We start from the raw sequence: 18,029 nt of genomic DNA on the forward strand, positions 1-18,029 counted from the left end.
GACGTGACCACGAGGGGGAGTCACATGCCAGAGAACACCGAGCCGTCCCGCGATCCCTGGGCGGCGCCGGACCGCGGGGTCGACCTGGGCAAGCAGGGCGGGGACGTCCGTCCGCCGGTCCACGACCAGCCGACCATCACATCGGGGCCGGGCTTCGAGCAGACGGGGCCGGGCTTCGAGGAGACCGTGCCCGGTTTCGAGCAGACGCGGCCGGGCCCCTGGGCGGCCCCGGCGGCGCAAGGCTTCGGACCCCCGCCCGCGCAGGGCGGCTACGGGCCCGGCCCTTCCGAGATGCCCCCGCCACCGGTTTCCCCGAACGGCCCGGGGCAGCCGCCGATGGGCCAGTACGGCTACCCGGCCGCGCCGCAGCCCCCGCAGTATCCCGTGTACGCCGGCTACGACATGTACGGCGGCCAGGGGGCCTGGGCACCCGTGCCGTCGAACGGGATGGGCGTCACCGCCCTGGTGCTGGGCATCGTCTCGATCCCCCTGTTCTTCCTGTACGGGATCGTGAGCATCGTCCTGGGGGTGCTGGCCCTGATCTTCGGCATCCTGGGCCGCAAGCGCGCGCAGCGGGGCGAGGCCAGCAACGGCGGCATGGCACTCGCCGGGATCATCACCGGGTCGGTCGGCATTCTCGTCGGCGCGGTGGTCATCGGCTTCATCGTCTGGGCCCTGACCACGCTCGGGGACGAGATCGACGAGGACGACGGTTCGTACGACGACCCGTTCGCGACCTCGCTGGTGATCGACCGGGGCTGACGCGGCCCCGCCCGTCCGGGCCGCCGCGCGCGTGCGGCGGCCCGGGCCGGGGATCAGACGGGCCCGGGCGCCCCGTTCCGGAGTCGTTCCCGCGCCTCCATCAGCGCGAAGCCCAGCAGGTTCAGCCCCCGCCACCGCCGGGGTTCCTCGGCCCGCTCGTCGTCCTTCGCCAGCCCGATGCCCCAGATCCGGTCGAGCGGACTCGCCTCCACCAGGACACGGTTCCCGGTGGCGAGCAGATACGCGCGCAGCTCCGGGTCCTGCCCGAACTTGTGCACGCTGCCCGCCACCACCAGGCCGAAGCGCTCCCGCGCCCAGACGTCCTCGTCGAAGCCCCGGACCAGGCGCCCCGCCTTCTTCGCGGCGGCCGGAGTACGGGCCTCCCGCGCGGCCAGTTCCGCCTCGGCGTCACCGAACAGGCGCGCCTTGCCGGCCATCATCCAGTGCTCGGCCGAGGAGTACGTCACCTCGTCGACGGTGAACGGCGACGGCCACCACTGACTGAGGCAGGACGCGCCCAGCCGGCCGTCCGGGAGGGGGCGGTGGCCCCAGAAGAGGAGGTACTTGACCCGCTCGCCCGTCGCGGTCGCCTCCAGGAGCCGTCGCGTCAGCTCCGCGGGATCCGGGTACCCGCGGCGTTCCGGTCCGTCCGCGCCCGGTCCGTCCGTCATCCGGGTGCCGTCCCTGCTCTCTCTGCTCTCCATGGGGGTCTCCATGAGGGCGACTCTGCCATCTCGCACTGACGGATCGCCCGTGGATACTGCCTGCTCAGAGGGGGGAGATCAACAGATATCGTTGTGTAACCAAAAGGAAACAACGGAATCCCTTGTTGCGCACAGGTCATTCTGCCAGGATCGGCAGTCAACTCGAGTAGAAGACCCACCGGTCCGCCAGCGGTGGACGGCTCCGGCTCCGGAGGAGAACCCATGCCCAGCGCCTCCCCCCTGCGCGACCGTTTCGCGGACGGTGCCCAGTACATCGGCGGGAAGCTGCGCCCGGGAACCTCCGGCCGGTTCCAGGACGTGGTCGATCCGGCGACGGGCGCGACCCTGCTGACCTACGAACTGGCCTCCACCGCCGACGTGGACGACGCCGTCGCCGCCGCGTGCGCCGCCTTCCCCGGGTGGTCCCGGGCCACCCCGGCCGAACGTTCCGAGGCGCTCCAGCGGTTCGCGGCCGTACTCGCCGCGCGGGCCGACGCGTTCGCCCGGACCGAATCGGTCCAGTGCGGCAAGCCGATCAAGCTCGTCACCGGCTTCGACGTGCCCGGCACCGTCGACAACACCGCCTTCTTCGCCGGGGCCGCCCGCCACCTGGAGGGGAAGTCCGCCGGGGAGTACTCCGGCGACCACACCTCGTACGTACGCCGCGAGGCCCTCGGTGTCGTCGGCTCGATCGCGCCCTGGAACTACCCGCTGCAGATGGCCGCGTGGAAGATCCTCCCGGCGATCGCGGCGGGCAACACCATCGTGCTGAAACCTGCCGAGATCACCCCGCTGACCGCCCTGATGTTCGCCCAGGCCGCGACGGAAGCCGGAATTCCGGACGGGGTCGTCAACATCGTCAGCGGCACCGGTCCGGTCGCCGGCGAACATCTGGTGAGCCATCCCGACGTGGTGATGACCTCCTTCACCGGCTCCACCGCCGTCGGCCAACGGGTCGCCGCCCTCGCTGCCGCCACCGTCAAGCGCCTCCACCTCGAACTCGGCGGCAAGGCACCGTTCCTGGTCTTCGACGACGCCGACCTCGAAGCGGCGGTGCACGGAGCGGTCGCCGCGGCCCTCATCAACACCGGCCAGGACTGCACCGCCGCCACCCGCGCCTACGTCCAGCGCCCGCTGTACGAGGCCTTCGTGACCGGCGTCGCCGCACTGATGGAGACCGTCCGCCTCGGCGACCCCGGCGACCCGCACACCGATCTCGGGCCGCTGGTCAGCCACGCCCAGCGTGACCGGGTCGCCGGTTTCGTGGAGCGGGCCAGGGCGACCGCCACCGTCGTCACCGGCGGCCGGGCCCCGGGCGGGGCGCTCGCCGACGGCGCCTACTACCGGCCGACCCTGATCACCGGCGCCGACCGGAACAGTGAGATCGTCACCGCCGAGGTCTTCGGGCCGGTACTGGTGGCCCTGCCCTTCGACACCGACGACGAGGGACTCCGGCTCGCCGACGACACCCCCTACGGCCTGGCCGCGTCCGCCTGGACCCGGGACCTCTACCGCGCCGGCCGGGCCACCCGTGAACTGCGGGCCGGCTGCGTCTGGATCAACGACCACATCCCGGTCATCAGCGACATGCCGCACGGCGGGTACGGTGCCAGCGGCTTCGGCAAAGACATGTCGTCGTACTCCTTCGAGGAGTACACGCAGATCAAGCACGTCATGTACGACAACACCGCGGTCGCCCGGAAGGACTGGCACCGCACGATCTTCGGGGACCGATAGCAGCGTCGCCGCGGCGGCAGAACCACCCGAGAGGAAAACACCGTATGGACCGTTACGAGCCGGAGGGCCAGGGCGCCGCCCTGGGCGCGGCCCTGCGCCGCACCCTCACCAACGGCCGGGGAGCCCTCACCAGGCGTTCGCTCCTGCGCGCGTCCGGCATGGGCGCCCTCGCCCTCGGCGGGATCGGCGCGCTGAGTGCCTGCGGCATCCCGCCGGCCAAGCGCGAGGGAGACGACGGGGCGGCGTCCGACGACCGCTCGGCCCGGGAGAAGACGGTCGCCTTCTCCAACTGGACCGAGTACATGGACACCGGCGACGACGAGAAGAGCCACCCCACCCTCGACGCGTTCCGGCGCCGTACCGGGATCACGGTCAAGTACACCGAGGACATCAACGACAACGTCGAGTTCTTCGGGAAGATCAAGCCCCAGCTGGCCGCCGGCCAGAACACCGGCCGCGACCTCATCTGCGTCACCGACTGGCTCGCCGCCCGCCTCGTCCGGCTCGGCTGGGCGCAGAAACTCGACCCCGCCCACCTGCCCCACGCCTACGCGAACCTGTCCGCGCAGTTCCGCACCCCCGCCTGGGACCCGGGCCGTGCCTACTCGTACCCATGGACCGGCATCCCCACCGTCATCGCCTACAACATCAAGGCGACGGGCGGCCGGAAGGTCGACTCGGTCACCCAGCTCCTCGACGACCCCAAGCTCAAGGGGAGGGTCGCCTTCCTCTCCGAGATGCGCGACTCGGTCGGTATGACCCTCCTCGACCTGGGCAAGGACCCCGCCTCCTTCACCGACGCCGACTACGACGAGGCGATCGGCCGGATGCAGAAGGGCGTCGACACCCACCAGATACGCCGCTTCACCGGCAACGACTACACCGCCGACCTCAGCAAGGGCGACATCGCGGCCTGCGTCGCCTGGGCAGGCGACATCATCCAGCTCCAGGCCGACAACCCGGACATCCGGTACACCATTCCCTCGGCCGGCTACATCACGTCGACCGACAACCTGCTGGTGCCGGCGGGGGCCACGCACAAGGCCAACGCCGAGAAACTTATCGACTACTACTACGAACCCCCGGTAGCCGCCCAGCTCGCCGCCTACATCAACTACGTCTGCCCGGTGGACGGCGTACGCGACGAGCTCGCCAAGATCGACCCGGCGATGGCCGCCAACCTCCTGATCCTCCCCGACAAGGCGATGGCGTCGAAGTCCCGCGAATTCCGCTCGCTGAGCACCGAAGAGGAGACGGCGTACGAGGAGAAGTTCGCCAAACTCATCGGCGCCTGAGCCACGGCCTCGCGCCTGAGCCACGGCCTCGCGCCCGGCCCCGGCGACGCCCCGCTCCGGATCTCTCACGCCGTCCCCCGCGGGACCTCCCGCCACCGCGCCGGACACGCAACGCCCCCTGCCCCTTCCCCCTGAACCCACCGGGACCGCGACCCATGACACGACAGCAGACCTCGGACGGAGACGTCCGCCTCACCGGGATCAGCAAGACCTTCGGCTCCTTCACCGCCGTGCACCCGCTCGACCTCACCGTTCCCGAGGGCTCCTTCTTCGCCCTCCTGGGCGCCTCGGGCTGCGGGAAGACCACCACCCTGCGGATGATCGCGGGGCTGGAGGAGGCCACCACCGGCACCGTCCACCTCGGCGGGCGGGACGTCACCGGGCTGCCCCCGCACAAGCGCCCCGTGAACACCGTCTTCCAGAGCTACGCGCTCTTCCCGCACCTGGACGTCACCGAGAACGTCGCCTTCGGACTGCGCCGACGAGGCATCAAGTCCGTCAAGAAGCAGGTCGACGAGATGCTCGGACTCGTCCAGCTCGGCGACCTCGCCCGCCGCAAGCCGCACCAGCTCTCCGGCGGCCAGCAGCAGCGCGTCGCCGTCGCCCGCGCGCTCATCAACCACCCGCGGGTGCTGCTCCTCGACGAGCCGCTCGCCGCCCTCGACCTCAAACTGCGCCGCAGCATGCAGATGGAGCTCAAGCGCATCCAGACCGAGGTCGGCATCACCTTCGTGCACGTCACCCACGACCAGGAGGAGGCCATGACCATGGCCGACACCGTCGCGGTGATGAACGCCGGACGGGTCGAACAACTCGGCGCCCCCGCCGACCTGTACGAGAACCCGCGCACCACCTTCGTCGCCAACTTCCTCGGCACCTCGAACCTCATCGAGGGCGAGATACTCGCCACCGGCACCGACCTCGTCGTCACGGCCGGCGGCGGACGGTTCACGCTGCCCGCATCCCGTTGCGCAGCCCCCGCCACCACCGGCGGGCGGCTCCTGGTCGGCGTCAGGCCGGAGAAGATGTCGCTCACCCACGCCGACGACGCCGACTCGATACCCGACGGCCGCAACCGCGTCGCCGGACGCATCGCCGACTCCAGCTTCATCGGCGTCTCCACGCAGTACCTGGTGGAGAGCCCGGCCGGTCCCGCGCTCCAGGTCTACCAGCAGAACATCGAACGCGACGGCCGCCTGGTGCCCGGCGCCGAGGTGGTCCTGCACTGGAACCCGGCCCACACCTTCGCGCTCGACGCGGCGCAGTCGGTGCTCGCCGGGACAACCGCCGACGACGGCACCCCGACGGCCAAGGACGCGCCATGACCACCACCGAAGCGCCACCGGCGCCCCCGGAGCCCGTACCGCCGACGACGGCCGAGACCCGGAAGCCCTCCGTCCGCCGGCGCCTGGTGCCGTACTGGCTGCTGCTCCCCGGCATCGCCTGGCTGCTCGTCTTCTTCGTGCTGCCGATGGTCTACCAGGCCTCCACCTCGGTGCAGACCGGCTCGCTGGAGAAGGGGTACGAGGTCACGTGGCACCTGGCCACCTACTGGGACGCGCTGTCCGAGTACTGGCCGCAGTTCGTCCGCTCCCTGCTGTACGCGGGCACCGCCACCCTGCTCTGCCTGCTGCTCGGCTACCCGCTCGCCCACTTCATCGCCTTCCGGGCGGGCCGCTGGCGCAACGTGGTGCTGGTCCTCGTCATCGCCCCGTTCTTCACCAGCTTCCTGATCCGCACACTGGCCTGGAAGACGATCCTGGCCGACGACGGCACGGTCGTGGACGTACTCGGTGCCCTCCACGTCCTGGACGTCACCAGCTGGCTCGGCTGGACCCAGTCCGACCGGGTGCTCGCCACCCCGCTGGCCGTCGTCTGCGGGCTGACGTACAACTTCCTGCCGTTCATGGTGCTGCCGCTCTACACCTCGCTGGAACGCATCGACCACCGGCTGCACGAGGCCGCGAGCGACCTCTACGCCACCCCTGCCACCACCTTCCGCAAGGTCACCTTCCCGCTGTCCATGCCCGGGGTCGTCTCCGGAACCCTGCTGACCTTCATCCCTGCGAGCGGCGACTACGTCAACGCCGAACTGCTCGGCTCCACCGACACCAAGATGGTCGGCAGCGTCATCCAGTCGCAGTTCCTCCGGGTGCTGGACTACCCGACGGCCGCCGCGCTGTCGTTCATCCTCATGGCCGTCGTCCTGGTCACGGTCACCGTCTACATCCGCCGTTCCGGGACGGAGGGCCTGGTCTGATGCCCGTAGTACGCATGCTCCGACGCCATCTCGTCGTGATCGCGGGGCTGCTGACCCTCGCCTACATGATCGTCCCGAACGTCGTGGTGATGGTCTTCTCCTTCAACGACCCCAAGGGCCGCTTCAACTACTCCTGGCAGCGGTTCTCCCTGGACGCCTGGAAGGACCCCTGCGGCGTCGCGGACCTCTGCGGCAGCCTCTCGCTCTCCCTCCAGCTCGCCGCCTGGGCCACCCTCGGCGCCACCGTGCTCGGCACGATGATCGCCTTCGCCCTCGTCCGCTACCGCTTCCGGGCGCGCGGGACGGTCAACTCGCTGATCTTCCTGCCGATGGCCATGCCCGAGGTCGTCATGGCCGCCTCGCTCCTCACGCTCTTCCTCAACATGGGTGCCCAGCTGGGCTTCTGGACGATCCTCATCGCCCACGTCATGTTCTGCCTCAGCTTCGTCGTCACGGCCGTCAAGGCGCGCGTGATGTCGATGGACCCCCGGCTCGAGGAAGCCGCGCGCGATCTCTACGCGGGACCCGCGCAGACCTTTCTGCGGGTGACCCTGCCGATCGCCGCCCCGGGAATCGCCGCGGGAGCGCTCCTCGCCTTCGCGCTCTCCTTCGACGATTTCATCATCACCAATTTCACCGCCGGTTCCACGGTGACCTTCCCCATGTACGTCTGGGGATCGGCGCAGCGCGGCACGCCGGTGCAGATCAACGTCATCGGCACCGCGATGTTCATCATCGCTGTGGGGGCGGTCGTCATCGGCCGTCTCGTCGCCGACCGGCGGAAGAACAAATCCCCTTTCTGATTTTCCAGACCTTTTCCGAGGAGTTGGAAGCCATGGCCCCAGCAGCCATGCGTAGTGCGGCAGAATCTCTCGCCGGCGCCAAGCCGGTCTCCTACTGGCTCGACGACCCCGGCAGGCCGGACGCCCTGCCCGCCCTCGCCGGCGACGAGCACTGCGACCTTCTCGTCGTCGGCGGCGGTTACAGCGGTCTGTGGACGGCGCTCCGGGCCAAGGAGCGCGACCCCGGACGCGAAGTCGTCCTGATCGAGGGCGGAGAGGTGGGCTGGGCCGCCTCGGGGCGCAACGGCGGATTCTGCGCCGCCTCCCTCACCCACGGGCTCGCCAACGGCCTGGAGCGCTGGCCCGGCGAGATCGGCACGCTGGAGCGGCTGGGCGCCGAGAACCTCGACGCCATCGAGGAGACCGTCGCCCGCCACTCCATCGACTGCGACTTCGAGCGCTCCGGCGAGATCGACGTCGCCACCGCCCCTCACCAGCTCGACGAATTGCGCGCCTGGCACCGGGAGACCGAGGAACTGGGCCTGGGAGGACTTGAGTTCCTGGACCGGGACGCGGTGCGCGCGGAGGTCGACTCGCCCACCTTCCTCGGCGGGCTGCTCGACCGGCGCGGGGTCGCCATGCTGCACCCGGCCCGGCTCGCCTGGGGGCTGAAGCGGGCCTGCCGGGAACTCGGCGTACGGGTCTACGAGCACACCCGCGGCCTCGACCTGGTCCGCACCGGCACCGGGATGACGGTGCGCACCCCGTACGGCAGGGTCTTCGCCCGGCAGGTGGCGCTCGGCACGAACATCTTTCCCTCGCTCGTCAGGAGGGTCCGCCACTACACCGTGCCGGTCTACGACTACGCCCTGATGACCGAGCCGCTGGACGCCGGCCAGCTCGCCGCGATCGGCTGGCGCAACCGGCAGGGGCTGGGCAGCAGCGCCCACCAGTTCCACTACTTCCGGATCACCGCCGACCACCGTGTCCTGTGGGGCGGTTACGACGCCGTCTATCCGTACGGCGGGCGGATCAGCACCGGACTCGACCAGCGGCCCGAGACGTTCCTGACCCTGGCACAGCAGTTCTTCGCGTGTTTTCCGCAGCTCTCCGGGGTCCGGTTCAGTCACGCCTGGGGCGGTGCCATCGACACCTGTTCGCGTTTCTCCGCCTTTTACGGAACGGCCCACCGGGGCCGGGTCGCGTACGCGGCCGGATATACCGGCCTGGGGGTCGGGGCGACCCGTTTCGGGGCCGATGTGATGCTCGATCTGCTGTCCGGGCGGAAGACCGCGAGAACCGCGCTGGAAATGGTCCGCACCAAGCCGATGCCCTTTCCTCCGGAGCCGTTCGCGTGGGCCGGCATCTCCCTCACCAAGCGCTCTCTCGCGCGGGCCGACCGGCGCGGCGGCCACCGCGATCTGTGGCTGCGGACCATGGACCGGCTCGGCCTCGGCTTCGACAGCTGACCCCGTAGGGCGTGTGTCGAAAGTCCCGCCTGTCCGGCGGTGCCTGGCACGCACGCTCGCCGCGTTGTCGGGATCACCCCGATACATCCAGTATCGGGGCGACCCTCCGCCTTGCGATCGCACGCACCAGACGCCGCCAGACGCGCCCTCCGGGCGGACGGCGCCACTTTCGACACACGCCCTAGTCTTCCGAGTCAGGAATTCTGCTCAGATATGAGGCGAGGCGTTCGAGGATCTCGTCCGCGGTCTTGGTCCAGACGTAGGGTTTAGGGTCGGTGTTCCAGGCTGCGATCCAGGTTCGGATGTCCTGCTCCAGGGCCTGGACCGTCTTGTGGACGCCTCGCCGTATCTGTTTGTTCGTCAGCTCGGCAAACCATCGCTCCACCAGGTTGAGCCAGGACGACCCGGTCGGGGTGAAGTGCAGGTGAAACCGGGGGTGGGCCAGCAGCCAGGTCTTGATGGCCGGGGTCTTGTGGGTGGCGTAGTTGTCCAGCACCAAGTGAACCTCGAGGCCGTCCGGCACTTCCCGTTCGAGCTTGATGAGGAACTTCTTGAACTCCTCGGCCCGGTGGCGCCTGTGCAGGGAACCGATCACCTTGCCGGTGGCGACCTCCAGGGCGGCGAACAGCGTGGTGGTGCCTGCGCGGACGTAGTCGTGTGTGACGCGTTGCGGCACTCCGGGCATCATCGGCAGCACCGGCTGAGAGCGGTCCAAGGCCTGGATCTGCGACTTTTCGTCCACGCAGAAGACCAGGGCCCGCTCGGGCGGGTCCAGATAGAGACCGACGACATCGTGGACCTTGTCGACGAAGTACGGATCCGTCGACAGCTTGAAGGTCTCCGAGCGGTGCGGCTGCAGACCGAACGCCCGCCAGACCCGTGACACCGTCGACTGCGACAGACCCGTCTGCTTCGCCATCGACCGCGTCGACCAGTGCGTCGCGTTCTTCGGGACGGACTCCAGGGTCCTGGCAATCAGCGCGGCTACCTGTTCGTCGGTGACCGACCTTGGACCACCCGAGCGAGGCATGTCGCCCAGGCCGGCGATCCGGTGCTCGACGAACCTCGCCCGCCAGCGGCCCACCGCATGCGGAGTCGAGTCGAGCCGGGCCGCGACGTCCTTGTTCGAAGCACCCTCCGCGCAAGCCAGGATGATCCGGCACCTCAGAGCCCATGCCTGCGGCGTGGAGCGACGCCGCACCCATCCCTCGAGCGCAGCCCGTTCATCATCAGACAGGATCAACTCGGCCTTCGGCCGCCCAGTACGCGCCACAGACCAAGCCTATACATCTGAACAGAATTCCTGACTCAGAAGACTAGTAGGGCTTGGTCAGGTCGGTGCGGCTGTGGGTATGTCGCGGTGGCAGGTGGGGCAGGCGCCGGTCCAGGTCGCGAGGAGTATCTGTAGCTCGCGGACGACTCGGTAGAGGCTCAGGCCGGCGCCGTGTCTTTTGGGGCTCTGGCCAGTCGTTGCAGGGTGCAGAAGGCGTGCGCGACGGAGACGAGGGTGACGTGATGGTGCCAGCCACTCCAGGTGCGGCCCTCGAAGTGGGCCAGGCCCAGGGCCTGTTTCATCTCGCGGTAGTCGTGTTCGATGCGCCAGCGGAGTTTGGCGAGGCGGACCAGGGTGGTCAGCGGGGTGTCGGCCGGGAGGTCGGAGAGCCAGAACTGAACAGGTTCTTCCCTGCCGGCCGGCCACTCGGCCAGGAGCCAGCACTCGGGCAGTTCCGGGCCGTCGGCGGCCTGGCGGACCTCGCGTCCGGCAGGCCGGATCCGCAGGGCCACGAAGCGTGAGTACATCCGCTTGAAGCCGCTGCGGCCACTGCCGGGCCGGGATCCCTCACGCCATTGCACCGGCTTCGCCGCTCTGCGTCCGGCGGCTACGACCAGGTGTTTCACGGACTGTGGCTTGTCGGGGTACTTCGCGACCGGTGGGCGTCCGTTCCCGGAGTACGGTTCGGTCACCGGTGCGGCGTGGCCGGGGTGGGCCGACATGGTGGTCGAGATGCCCACCACGTAGTTGAGCCCGCGGGCCTGGAGGCCGAGGCGGAAGGCCGCGGCGTCGCCGTATCCGGCATCCGCGACAGCCAGCGGGACCTCGATGCCCCATGAGCGGGTCTCGTCGAGCATGTCGAGCGCGAGCTGCCATTTCTCCACGTGCCCGATGTCGTCGGGGATGCCGCAGGCGGTGCGGCGGGCGACCTTGTCCGGGTCCGCCTTCACGGATCCGGGCGCCCAGGTCTCGGGCAGGAACAGCCGCCAGTCCACCGCCGCCGAAGCATGGTCACAGGCCATGTGCAGGGAGACGCCGACCTGGCAGTTGGTGACCTTCCCGGCGGTTCCGGTGTACTGCCGTGACACGCACGCCGAGGCACTGCCGTCCTTGAGGAACCCGGTGTCGTCGAAGACCAGCGCGGTGGGCCGGATCGCCTGTTCCATCCTCCAGGCCAGCTTGGCTCTCACGTGTGCGGGATCCCACGGGCTGGTGGTGATGAAGTGGGCCAGTGCCTGACGGTTCCCGTCCTCGCCCAGCCGGGCGGCCATCGGCTCGACCGACTTGCGCCGCCCGTCCATGAGCAGGCCCCGCAGATAGACCTGCCCCCACCGACGCTGATCGTTCCTCGCGAACGGCTCAAAAACCTCCGCCGCGAAATCCTCCAACTCACCACGCAAAGCCGCAATCTCGTCCGGAGTCACACCCTTCCAACGCGACACCGAACACAAAGACACGCACCGCCACAATCAACCTGACCAAGCCCTACTAGTCTTCTGAGTCAGGAATTCTGTTCAGATGTATAGGCTTGGTCTGTGGCGCGTACTGGGCGGCCGAAGGCCGAGTTGATCCTGTCTGATGATGAACGGGCTGCGCTCGAGGGATGGGTGCGGCGTCGCTCCACGCCGCAGGCATGGGCTCTGAGGTGCCGGATCATCCTGGCTTGCGCGGAGGGTGCTTCGAACAAGGACGTCGCGGCCCGGCTCGACTCGACTCCGCATGCGGTGGGCCGCTGGCGGGCGAGGTTCGTCGAGCACCGGATCGCCGGCCTGGGCGACATGCCTCGCTCGGGTGGTCCAAGGTCGGTCACCGACGAACAGGTAGCCGCGCTGATTGCCAGGACCCTGGAGTCCGTCCCGAAGAACGCGACGCACTGGTCGACGCGGTCGATGGCGAAGCAGACGGGTCTGTCGCAGTCGACGGTGTCACGGGTCTGGCGGGCGTTCGGTCTGCAGCCGCACCGCTCGGAGACCTTCAAGCTGTCGACGGATCCGTACTTCGTCGACAAGGTCCACGATGTCGTCGGTCTCTATCTGGACCCGCCCGAGCGGGCCCTGGTCTTCTGCGTGGACGAAAAGTCGCAGATCCAGGCCTTGGACCGCTCTCAGCCGGTGCTGCCGATGATGCCCGGAGTGCCGCAACGCGTCACACACGACTACGTCCGCGCAGGCACCACCACGCTGTTCGCCGCCCTGGAGGTCGCCACCGGCAAGGTGATCGGTTCCCTGCACAGGCGCCACCGGGCCGAGGAGTTCAAGAAGTTCCTCATCAAGCTCGAACGGGAAGTGCCGGACGGCCTCGAGGTTCACTTGGTGCTGGACAACTACGCCACCCACAAGACCCCGGCCATCAAGACCTGGCTGCTGGCCCACCCCCGGTTTCACCTGCACTTCACCCCGACCGGGTCGTCCTGGCTCAACCTGGTGGAGCGATGGTTTGCCGAGCTGACGAACAAACAGATACGGCGAGGCGTCCACAAGACGGTCCAGGCCCTGGAGCAGGACATCCGAACCTGGATCGCAGCCTGGAACACCGACCCTAAACCCTACGTCTGGACCAAGACCGCGGACGAGATCCTCGAACGCCTCGCCTCATATCTGAGCAGAATTCCTGACTCGGAAGACTAGCTCCACCGACCCGATGACCTGCGGGAACGCAGTTGTGACCCAGCTCACTACCGACAGGTAGCGAAACCCGCGTCACGATCCGCGCCCACCGCGCTCTCCCTTCCGGACGCTCCGTCACATCCCGTGCCGGAGCCGATGGGAGAGGGAGGCCGGCCATGCGTGGTGCGGTGGAGAAGGCGGCGGCCGACTGGCTGGCATCGGCGGCACCGGACCCGGATGCCTGCTCGTGGGAGTGGGAGCGCGGCCTTCGGGGCATGGTGCTCCTGCCCACCGGCAGGCGCTGGGACGTGCTGGTGCTGTCCGCGAGGCTGGGCCATCCGACGCTCGACGTGCTCACCCGTCTGCTCGACAGGCCCGGCCCGGTGCTGGCCGACTTCGGCGACGCCCGGATGGGCTTCTTCGTGCCGCCGGGCACCGCCGCGCGGTGGATCGGCACGGGGGTGCGGGGGCTGGGGGCCGGTACCTGGATCGTGGTGCCGCACCCGGGGCGGCCGGTCGGGGGAGTGCGCTGGCTGGTGCCGCCCGACGGGTCGGGGACGCTCACCGACCCCGTCGTGCTGGAACTCGCGATGCACGAGGCGGCGGCCGTCGTGGCGGCCCGTGAACGGTACGCGGAAGGCGGTGACCTGGGGCGATGAGCCGGCGGAGCGCGCGGGAGGGGCGAGGGGGGACGGGGTGGGGCATCGGGTCGCGATGCCAGTGGTCTTGACAACTCGATTGGTCTGGACCATGTTGTGCGCGCCGCCCCATTCCCCCCTCGTTCGGAGGCAGTTGTGGAACGCAGACGATGTCCTGCCCGATTCACCAGAGCTCTGGCCGTCTTCTCGGCGAGCCTGCTGGCGGCCGGAACCCTCGCCGCCCTGGCCCCGACGGCCACCGCCGCCGACACCGATCTCGCGCGTAACGGCGGCTTCGAGTCGGGCCTGACCGACTGGACCTGCTCGGCCGGGAGCGGAGCCGTCGTCAGCACCCCCGTGCACGGCGGCACCGCCGCGCTGAAGGCCACCCCGGCCGGCAGCGACTACGCCAACTGCGCCCAGACCGTCACGGTGAAGCCGGGCTCCACGTACACGCTGAGCGCCTGGGTCCAGGGCGACTACGTCTACCTCGGCGCGACCGGCACCGGCACCACGGACGTCTCCACCTGGACGCAGTCCTCCGGCGCGTGGAAGCAACTGACCACCACCTTCACCACCGGCTCCGCCACCACCTCGGTCAACGTCTGGACCCACGGCTGGTACGGCACCTCCGCCTACTACGTGGACGACCTGAGCCTGGTCGGCCCCGGCGGCGCCCCGGTCACCGTGCCCGCCGCCCCGACCGGGCTGACGGCCGGCACCCCCACCGCCACCTCGGTACCGCTCTCCTGGACGGCCTCCTCCGGCGCCACCGGCTACCAGGTCTACCGGGGCGGTACGAAGGTCGCCACGGTCACCGGCACCTCCACCACGGTGACCGGCCTCACCGCCTCCACCGCGTACAGCTTCCAGGTCACCGCCACCAACTCGGCCGGTGAGTCCGCGAAGTCCGCCGCGGTCACCGCCACGACCGCCGCCACCGGCTCCACCGGCGGCGGCAACAACGCGGGGCTGCCCGACCACGCGCTCGTCGGCTACCTCCACTCCAGCTTCGCCAACGGCTCCGGCTACACCCGGATGGCCGACGTACCCGCCTCCTGGGACGTCATCAACCTCGCCTTCGGCGAGCCGACCTCCGTCACCTCGGGCGACATCCGCTTCTCGCTCTGCCCGGTCACCGAGTGCCCGAACGTCGAGTCGGAGGCCGAGTTCAAGGCGGCCATCGCCGCCAAGCAGGCGGCCGGCAAGAAGGTGCTGATCTCGATCGGCGGCCAGAACGGCCAGGTCCAGCTCTCCACCACCGCGGCCCGGGACGCCTTCGTCACCTCGGTGTCCAAGATCATCGACACCTACGGGCTGAACGGCCTGGACATCGACTTCGAGGGGCACTCCCTCTCGCTGAACACCGGTGACACCGACTTCCGTTCACCCACCACGCCCGCCATCGTCAACCTGATCGCGGCCGTGAAGACCCTCAAGGCCAAGTACGGCGCCGGCTTCGTGCTCACCATGGCGCCGGAGACCTTCTTCGTCCAGCTCGGCTACCAGTACTACGGATCGGGCCCCTGGGGCGGCCAGGACCCGCGTGCCGGCGCCTACCTGCCGGTGATCCACGCCCTGCGCGACGACCTCACCCTGCTGCACGTCCAGGACTACAACTCGGGCTCCATCATGGGCCTGGACAACCAGTACCACTCGATGGGCGGCGCCGACTTCCACATCGCCATGACCGACATGATGCTCACCGGCTTCCCGGTGGCCGGCGACCAGACGAAGTTCTTCCCGGCGCTGCGGCCCGACCAGATCGCGATCGGCCTGCCCGCCTCCACCCAGGCCGGCAACGGGTACACCACCCCCGCCGAGGTCACCAAGGCGCTGAACTGCCTGACGAAGAAGACCGACTGCGGGACCTACCAGACCCACGGGACCTGGCCCGGACTGCGCGGCCTGATGACCTGGTCGATCAACTGGGACCGCTTCAACAACGGTGAGTTCGCCCGGAACTTCGACGCCTACTTCGGCTGATCCGGACTCCCGGCCGCGGGCCCGTCCCCGGCCGGGACGCCGTCGGCGCCCCTGCGCCCGGTCCAGTGCCGGGCGCACCACAGCGGGACGAGCAGCAGACCGCTCAGCCACAGGCTGCCGAGCACGTCGAGCGGCCAGTGGTAGCCCCGCAGCATCAGACCGGCGCCCGTCGCCGCCGTCAGCAGGGCGGCGGCGACGGGCGCCATCCAGCGTCGCGGGGTGTACGCCATGAGGAGCAGGGCCGATGCCCCGTACGCCACAGCGGCGGTCGCCGTATGGCCGGACGGGTAGTAGCCGGTGTACGGCACCAGCGGCCCCCGCCGGTCGATCCACACCTTCATCGGTACGACCACCAGCGGCACCGCCACCATGGTCAGCGCCGCGATCAGCACGGTGCCCCGGGCGCCCCGCCACAGCGCGTACAGCAGCACGCAGGCGAGGACCGGCAGGGCGACCGGCATCCCGCCGAGGTCGGAGAAGACCTGGGCGACCCCGGCGGGGCCGTGGCCGATGAGGTTCTCGCCGACGCGCTCGTCGAGCCGCAGCAACGGGCCGGCCACCGCCACCTGCCAGGTGGTCAGGGCGAAGAGGACCGCCATCAGGCAGGTCCACGAGAACCACGAGAGCCTGGGGAACCTGGGGAACGTGGAAAAGAGGAAGGCCGGCCGCCGGGGAACAGGGGGGGTTGTTCCGGGACGGCCGGCCGGATCGGTCCGCCGCGCGCCCCGGGGGGTGTGGGGCGGGCGGCCGTCCGATCGGTGAGGAGTTCCGGAGCCGGAGGCTCCGGTGATGCGCGCGAACGCGCCACCGGGCAGGTGCCGGGGAAGCCCCGGCCCGGTGCTGTCCGCAGTCCCCTGCGGACGGGGTGTTTCTCTCATCTGCCGAAACCGTACGGCAGACGGGGCCCCGGGGACAGACGGAACGTGTTCCCGCCATCGCCCTCGCACACCTTCTTCACAGGCCCTCACTCCCATGCCGCGAATCCCCCGGGAAACGGCTCTCCGCAGGGGACTCGCGTTCGTACGGGTCAGAGAGCGGCGAAGGACTGTTCGATGATGTCCAGGCCCTCGTTGAGCAGATCCTCGCCGATGACAAGCGGCGGCAGGAAGCGCAACACGTTGCCGTACGTACCGCAGGTCAGCACCAGCAGCCCCTCGGCGTGGCACGCCTTCGCCAGCGTGCCCGCGGCCTGGGCGTCCGGCTCCTTCGAGCCGGACTTCACCAGCTCGATCGCGATCATGGCGCCGCGACCGCGGATGTCACCGATGATGTCGCCGTTCGGCAGCTTGTCCCGCATCGCGGAGAGGCGGTCCTTCATGACCTCCTCGATGCGCTTGGCCTTCCCGTTCAGGTCCAGCTCGCGCATCGTCTCGATCGCGCCGAGCGCACCGGCGCAGGCGACCGGGTTGCCGCCGTAGGTGCCGCCCAGGCCACCGGCGTGCGCGGCGTCCATGATCTCGGCGCGGCCCGTCACGGCGGAGAGCGGCAGACCGCCCGCGATGCCCTTGGCGGTGGTGATGAGGTCGGGGACGATGCCCTCGTCCTCGCAGGCGAACCACTGGCCGGTGCGGCAGAAGCCGGACTGGATCTCGTCGGCGACGAAGACGATCCCGTTGTCCTTCGCGAACTGCGCGATGGCCGGCAGGAAACCCTTGGCCGGCTCGATGAAGCCGCCCTCGCCGAGCACCGGCTCGATGATGATCGCCGCGACGTTCTCCGCGCCGATCTGCTTGGTGATCTCGTCGATGGCCTGCGCGGACGCCTCGGCACCGGCGTTCTCGGGACCCGTCGGCCAGCGGTAGCCGTACGCGACCGGGACGCGGTAGACCTCGGGGGCGAACGGGCCGAAGCCCTGCTTGTACGGCATGTTCTTCGCCGTCAGCGCCATCGTGAGGTTGGTCCGGCCGTGGTAGCCGTGGTCGAAGACGACGACCGCGGTGCGCTTGGTGTACGCGCGGGCGATCTTCACCGCGTTCTCGACGGCCTCGGCGCCCGAGTTGAAGAGGGCGGACTTCTTGGCGTGGTCGCCGGGGGTGAGGTCGGCGAGCTGCTCGCAGACCTCCACGTAACCCTCGTACGGCGTCACCATGAAGCAGGTGTGGGTGAAGTCGGCGAGCTGCGCGGACGCGCGGCGCACGACGGCCTCGGCGGAGGCGCCCACGGACGTCACGGCGATGCCGGAGCCGAAGTCGATCAGACGGTTGCCGTCCACGTCCTCGATGATCCCGCCACCGGCGCGCGCGGCGAAGACGGGCAGCGTGGAGCCCACGCCGGCGGCGACCGTGGCGACGCGGCGGGCCTGCAGCTCCACCGACTTCGGGCCGGGGATCGCGGTGACGACGCGGCGCTCCTGCGGGACAGCGGACATGAGGGGCTCCTGGGGTGGTGCGGGTGTGGGGGTGTGGACGCTTCTGCTGTCTGCAGGCTAGGGGCGTGGCCGGGGGCCGGTCATGCTCCGATCGGGAGTGGTGGGGGCGTGTCCTTGTCCGCGGCGGACAAGGAGCGGACAAGGACACG

Annotated in this window: 15 protein-coding genes; 10 read left to right on the top strand and 5 right to left on the bottom strand. The window is 69.8% G+C overall.

From position 1 onward, the window contains the following. The first annotated feature begins 24 nt into the window (after window positions 1-24). Window positions 25-762 (top strand): DUF4190 domain-containing protein, encoded by a 738-nt coding sequence (locus OHA55_RS24375; protein WP_266709739.1) that lies wholly within the window; start codon window positions 25-27, stop codon window positions 760-762. Between the two features lie 53 nt (window positions 763-815). Here the strand turns inward: OHA55_RS24375 and OHA55_RS24380 are convergent, their stop codons facing one another. Next, on the bottom strand, window positions 816-1,466 hold the full coding sequence (locus OHA55_RS24380; RefSeq protein ID WP_266709741.1) for an NADAR family protein: 651 nt from the start codon (window positions 1,464-1,466) through the stop codon (window positions 816-818). A gap of 222 nt (window positions 1,467-1,688) precedes the next feature. Here OHA55_RS24380 and OHA55_RS24385 point away from each other — a divergent pair, with 222 nt between their 5' ends. The 6 genes from OHA55_RS24385 to OHA55_RS24410 all read left to right on the top strand — a co-directional run bounded on the left by OHA55_RS24385 (window position 1,689) and on the right by OHA55_RS24410 (window position 9,009). Further along, window positions 1,689-3,203 (top strand): gamma-aminobutyraldehyde dehydrogenase, encoded by a 1,515-nt coding sequence (locus OHA55_RS24385; RefSeq protein ID WP_266709743.1) that lies wholly within the window; start codon window positions 1,689-1,691, stop codon window positions 3,201-3,203. A gap of 44 nt (window positions 3,204-3,247) precedes the next feature. Then, window positions 3,248-4,498: a PotD/PotF family extracellular solute-binding protein gene (locus OHA55_RS24390; RefSeq protein ID WP_266709745.1), complete on the top strand. Its 1,251-nt coding sequence runs from the start codon at window positions 3,248-3,250 to the stop codon at window positions 4,496-4,498. A gap of 155 nt (window positions 4,499-4,653) precedes the next feature. Further along, window positions 4,654-5,823, top strand: coding sequence for an ABC transporter ATP-binding protein (locus OHA55_RS24395; RefSeq protein ID WP_266709747.1), 1,170 nt, complete (start codon window positions 4,654-4,656; stop codon window positions 5,821-5,823). Then, a complete protein-coding gene (locus OHA55_RS24400) occupies window positions 5,820-6,758 on the top strand; it encodes an ABC transporter permease (RefSeq protein ID WP_266709749.1) in 939 nt (312 codons plus the stop codon). The genes OHA55_RS24395 and OHA55_RS24400 overlap by 4 nt, the downstream gene beginning before the upstream one ends. Then, window positions 6,758-7,561, top strand: coding sequence for an ABC transporter permease (locus OHA55_RS24405; protein WP_266709751.1), 804 nt, complete (start codon window positions 6,758-6,760; stop codon window positions 7,559-7,561). Before OHA55_RS24400 ends, OHA55_RS24405 begins: the two co-directional genes overlap by 1 nt. Window positions 7,562-7,593: 32 nt before the next feature. Beyond that, window positions 7,594-9,009, top strand: coding sequence for an FAD-binding oxidoreductase (locus OHA55_RS24410; RefSeq protein ID WP_266709753.1), 1,416 nt, complete (start codon window positions 7,594-7,596; stop codon window positions 9,007-9,009). 181 nt (window positions 9,010-9,190) lie between these two features. Here the strand turns inward: OHA55_RS24410 and OHA55_RS24415 are convergent, their stop codons facing one another. Next, on the bottom strand, window positions 9,191-10,282 hold the full coding sequence (locus OHA55_RS24415; protein WP_266709755.1) for an IS630 family transposase: 1,092 nt from the start codon (window positions 10,280-10,282) through the stop codon (window positions 9,191-9,193). 158 nt (window positions 10,283-10,440) lie between these two features. Then, window positions 10,441-11,706 (bottom strand): IS701 family transposase, encoded by a 1,266-nt coding sequence (locus OHA55_RS24420; RefSeq protein WP_266703021.1) that lies wholly within the window; start codon window positions 11,704-11,706, stop codon window positions 10,441-10,443. A gap of 111 nt (window positions 11,707-11,817) precedes the next feature. Here OHA55_RS24420 and OHA55_RS24425 point away from each other — a divergent pair, with 111 nt between their 5' ends. The 3 genes from OHA55_RS24425 to OHA55_RS24435 all read left to right on the top strand — a co-directional run bounded on the left by OHA55_RS24425 (window position 11,818) and on the right by OHA55_RS24435 (window position 15,512). After that, window positions 11,818-12,909: an IS630 family transposase gene (locus OHA55_RS24425; protein ID WP_266709755.1), complete on the top strand. Its 1,092-nt coding sequence runs from the start codon at window positions 11,818-11,820 to the stop codon at window positions 12,907-12,909. A gap of 155 nt (window positions 12,910-13,064) precedes the next feature. After that, window positions 13,065-13,547 carry a hypothetical protein gene (locus OHA55_RS24430; protein ID WP_266709757.1) on the top strand — a complete coding sequence of 161 codons (483 nt, stop codon included), beginning with the start codon at window positions 13,065-13,067 and terminating at the stop codon, window positions 13,545-13,547. Window positions 13,548-13,682: 135 nt separating this feature from the next. Continuing rightward, entirely contained in the window at window positions 13,683-15,512 is a 1,830-nt protein-coding gene (locus tag OHA55_RS24435) for a chitinase (protein WP_266709759.1), read from the top strand. Here the strand turns inward: OHA55_RS24435 and OHA55_RS24440 are convergent. Next, window positions 15,500-16,390 carry a phosphatase PAP2 family protein gene (locus OHA55_RS24440; RefSeq protein ID WP_266709761.1) on the bottom strand — a complete coding sequence of 297 codons (891 nt, stop codon included), beginning with the start codon at window positions 16,388-16,390 and terminating at the stop codon, window positions 15,500-15,502. The two genes, OHA55_RS24435 and OHA55_RS24440, sit on opposite strands and share 13 nt — an antisense overlap. Before the next feature lie 149 nt (window positions 16,391-16,539). Beyond that, on the bottom strand, window positions 16,540-17,880 hold the full coding sequence (gene gabT / locus OHA55_RS24445) for a 4-aminobutyrate--2-oxoglutarate transaminase (RefSeq protein ID WP_266709763.1): 1,341 nt from the start codon (window positions 17,878-17,880) through the stop codon (window positions 16,540-16,542). Between the last annotated feature and the right edge of the window lie 149 nt (window positions 17,881-18,029).

The sequence above is a fragment of the Streptomyces sp. NBC_00102 genome (genome assembly GCF_026343115.1).
Taxonomy (GTDB): Bacteria; Actinomycetota; Actinomycetes; order Streptomycetales; family Streptomycetaceae; genus Streptomyces.

Coding starts and splice junctions, on each gene's coding strand:
- OHA55_RS24375 (WP_266709739.1), top strand. CDS start 25: ATGCCAGAGAACACCGAGCCGTCCCGCGATCCCTGGGCGGCGCCGGAC.
- OHA55_RS24380 (WP_266709741.1), bottom strand. CDS start 1,466: ATGGAGAGCAGAGAGAGCAGGGACGGCACCCGGATGACGGACGGACCG.
- OHA55_RS24385 (WP_266709743.1), top strand. CDS start 1,689: ATGCCCAGCGCCTCCCCCCTGCGCGACCGTTTCGCGGACGGTGCCCAG.
- OHA55_RS24390 (WP_266709745.1), top strand. CDS start 3,248: ATGGACCGTTACGAGCCGGAGGGCCAGGGCGCCGCCCTGGGCGCGGCC.
- OHA55_RS24395 (WP_266709747.1), top strand. CDS start 4,654: ATGACACGACAGCAGACCTCGGACGGAGACGTCCGCCTCACCGGGATC.
- OHA55_RS24400 (WP_266709749.1), top strand. CDS start 5,820: ATGACCACCACCGAAGCGCCACCGGCGCCCCCGGAGCCCGTACCGCCG.
- OHA55_RS24405 (WP_266709751.1), top strand. CDS start 6,758: ATGCCCGTAGTACGCATGCTCCGACGCCATCTCGTCGTGATCGCGGGG.
- OHA55_RS24410 (WP_266709753.1), top strand. CDS start 7,594: ATGGCCCCAGCAGCCATGCGTAGTGCGGCAGAATCTCTCGCCGGCGCC.
- OHA55_RS24430 (WP_266709757.1), top strand. CDS start 13,065: ATGCGTGGTGCGGTGGAGAAGGCGGCGGCCGACTGGCTGGCATCGGCG.
- OHA55_RS24440 (WP_266709761.1), bottom strand. CDS start 16,390: ATGAGAGAAACACCCCGTCCGCAGGGGACTGCGGACAGCACCGGGCCG.
- gabT (WP_266709763.1), bottom strand. CDS start 17,880: ATGTCCGCTGTCCCGCAGGAGCGCCGCGTCGTCACCGCGATCCCCGGC.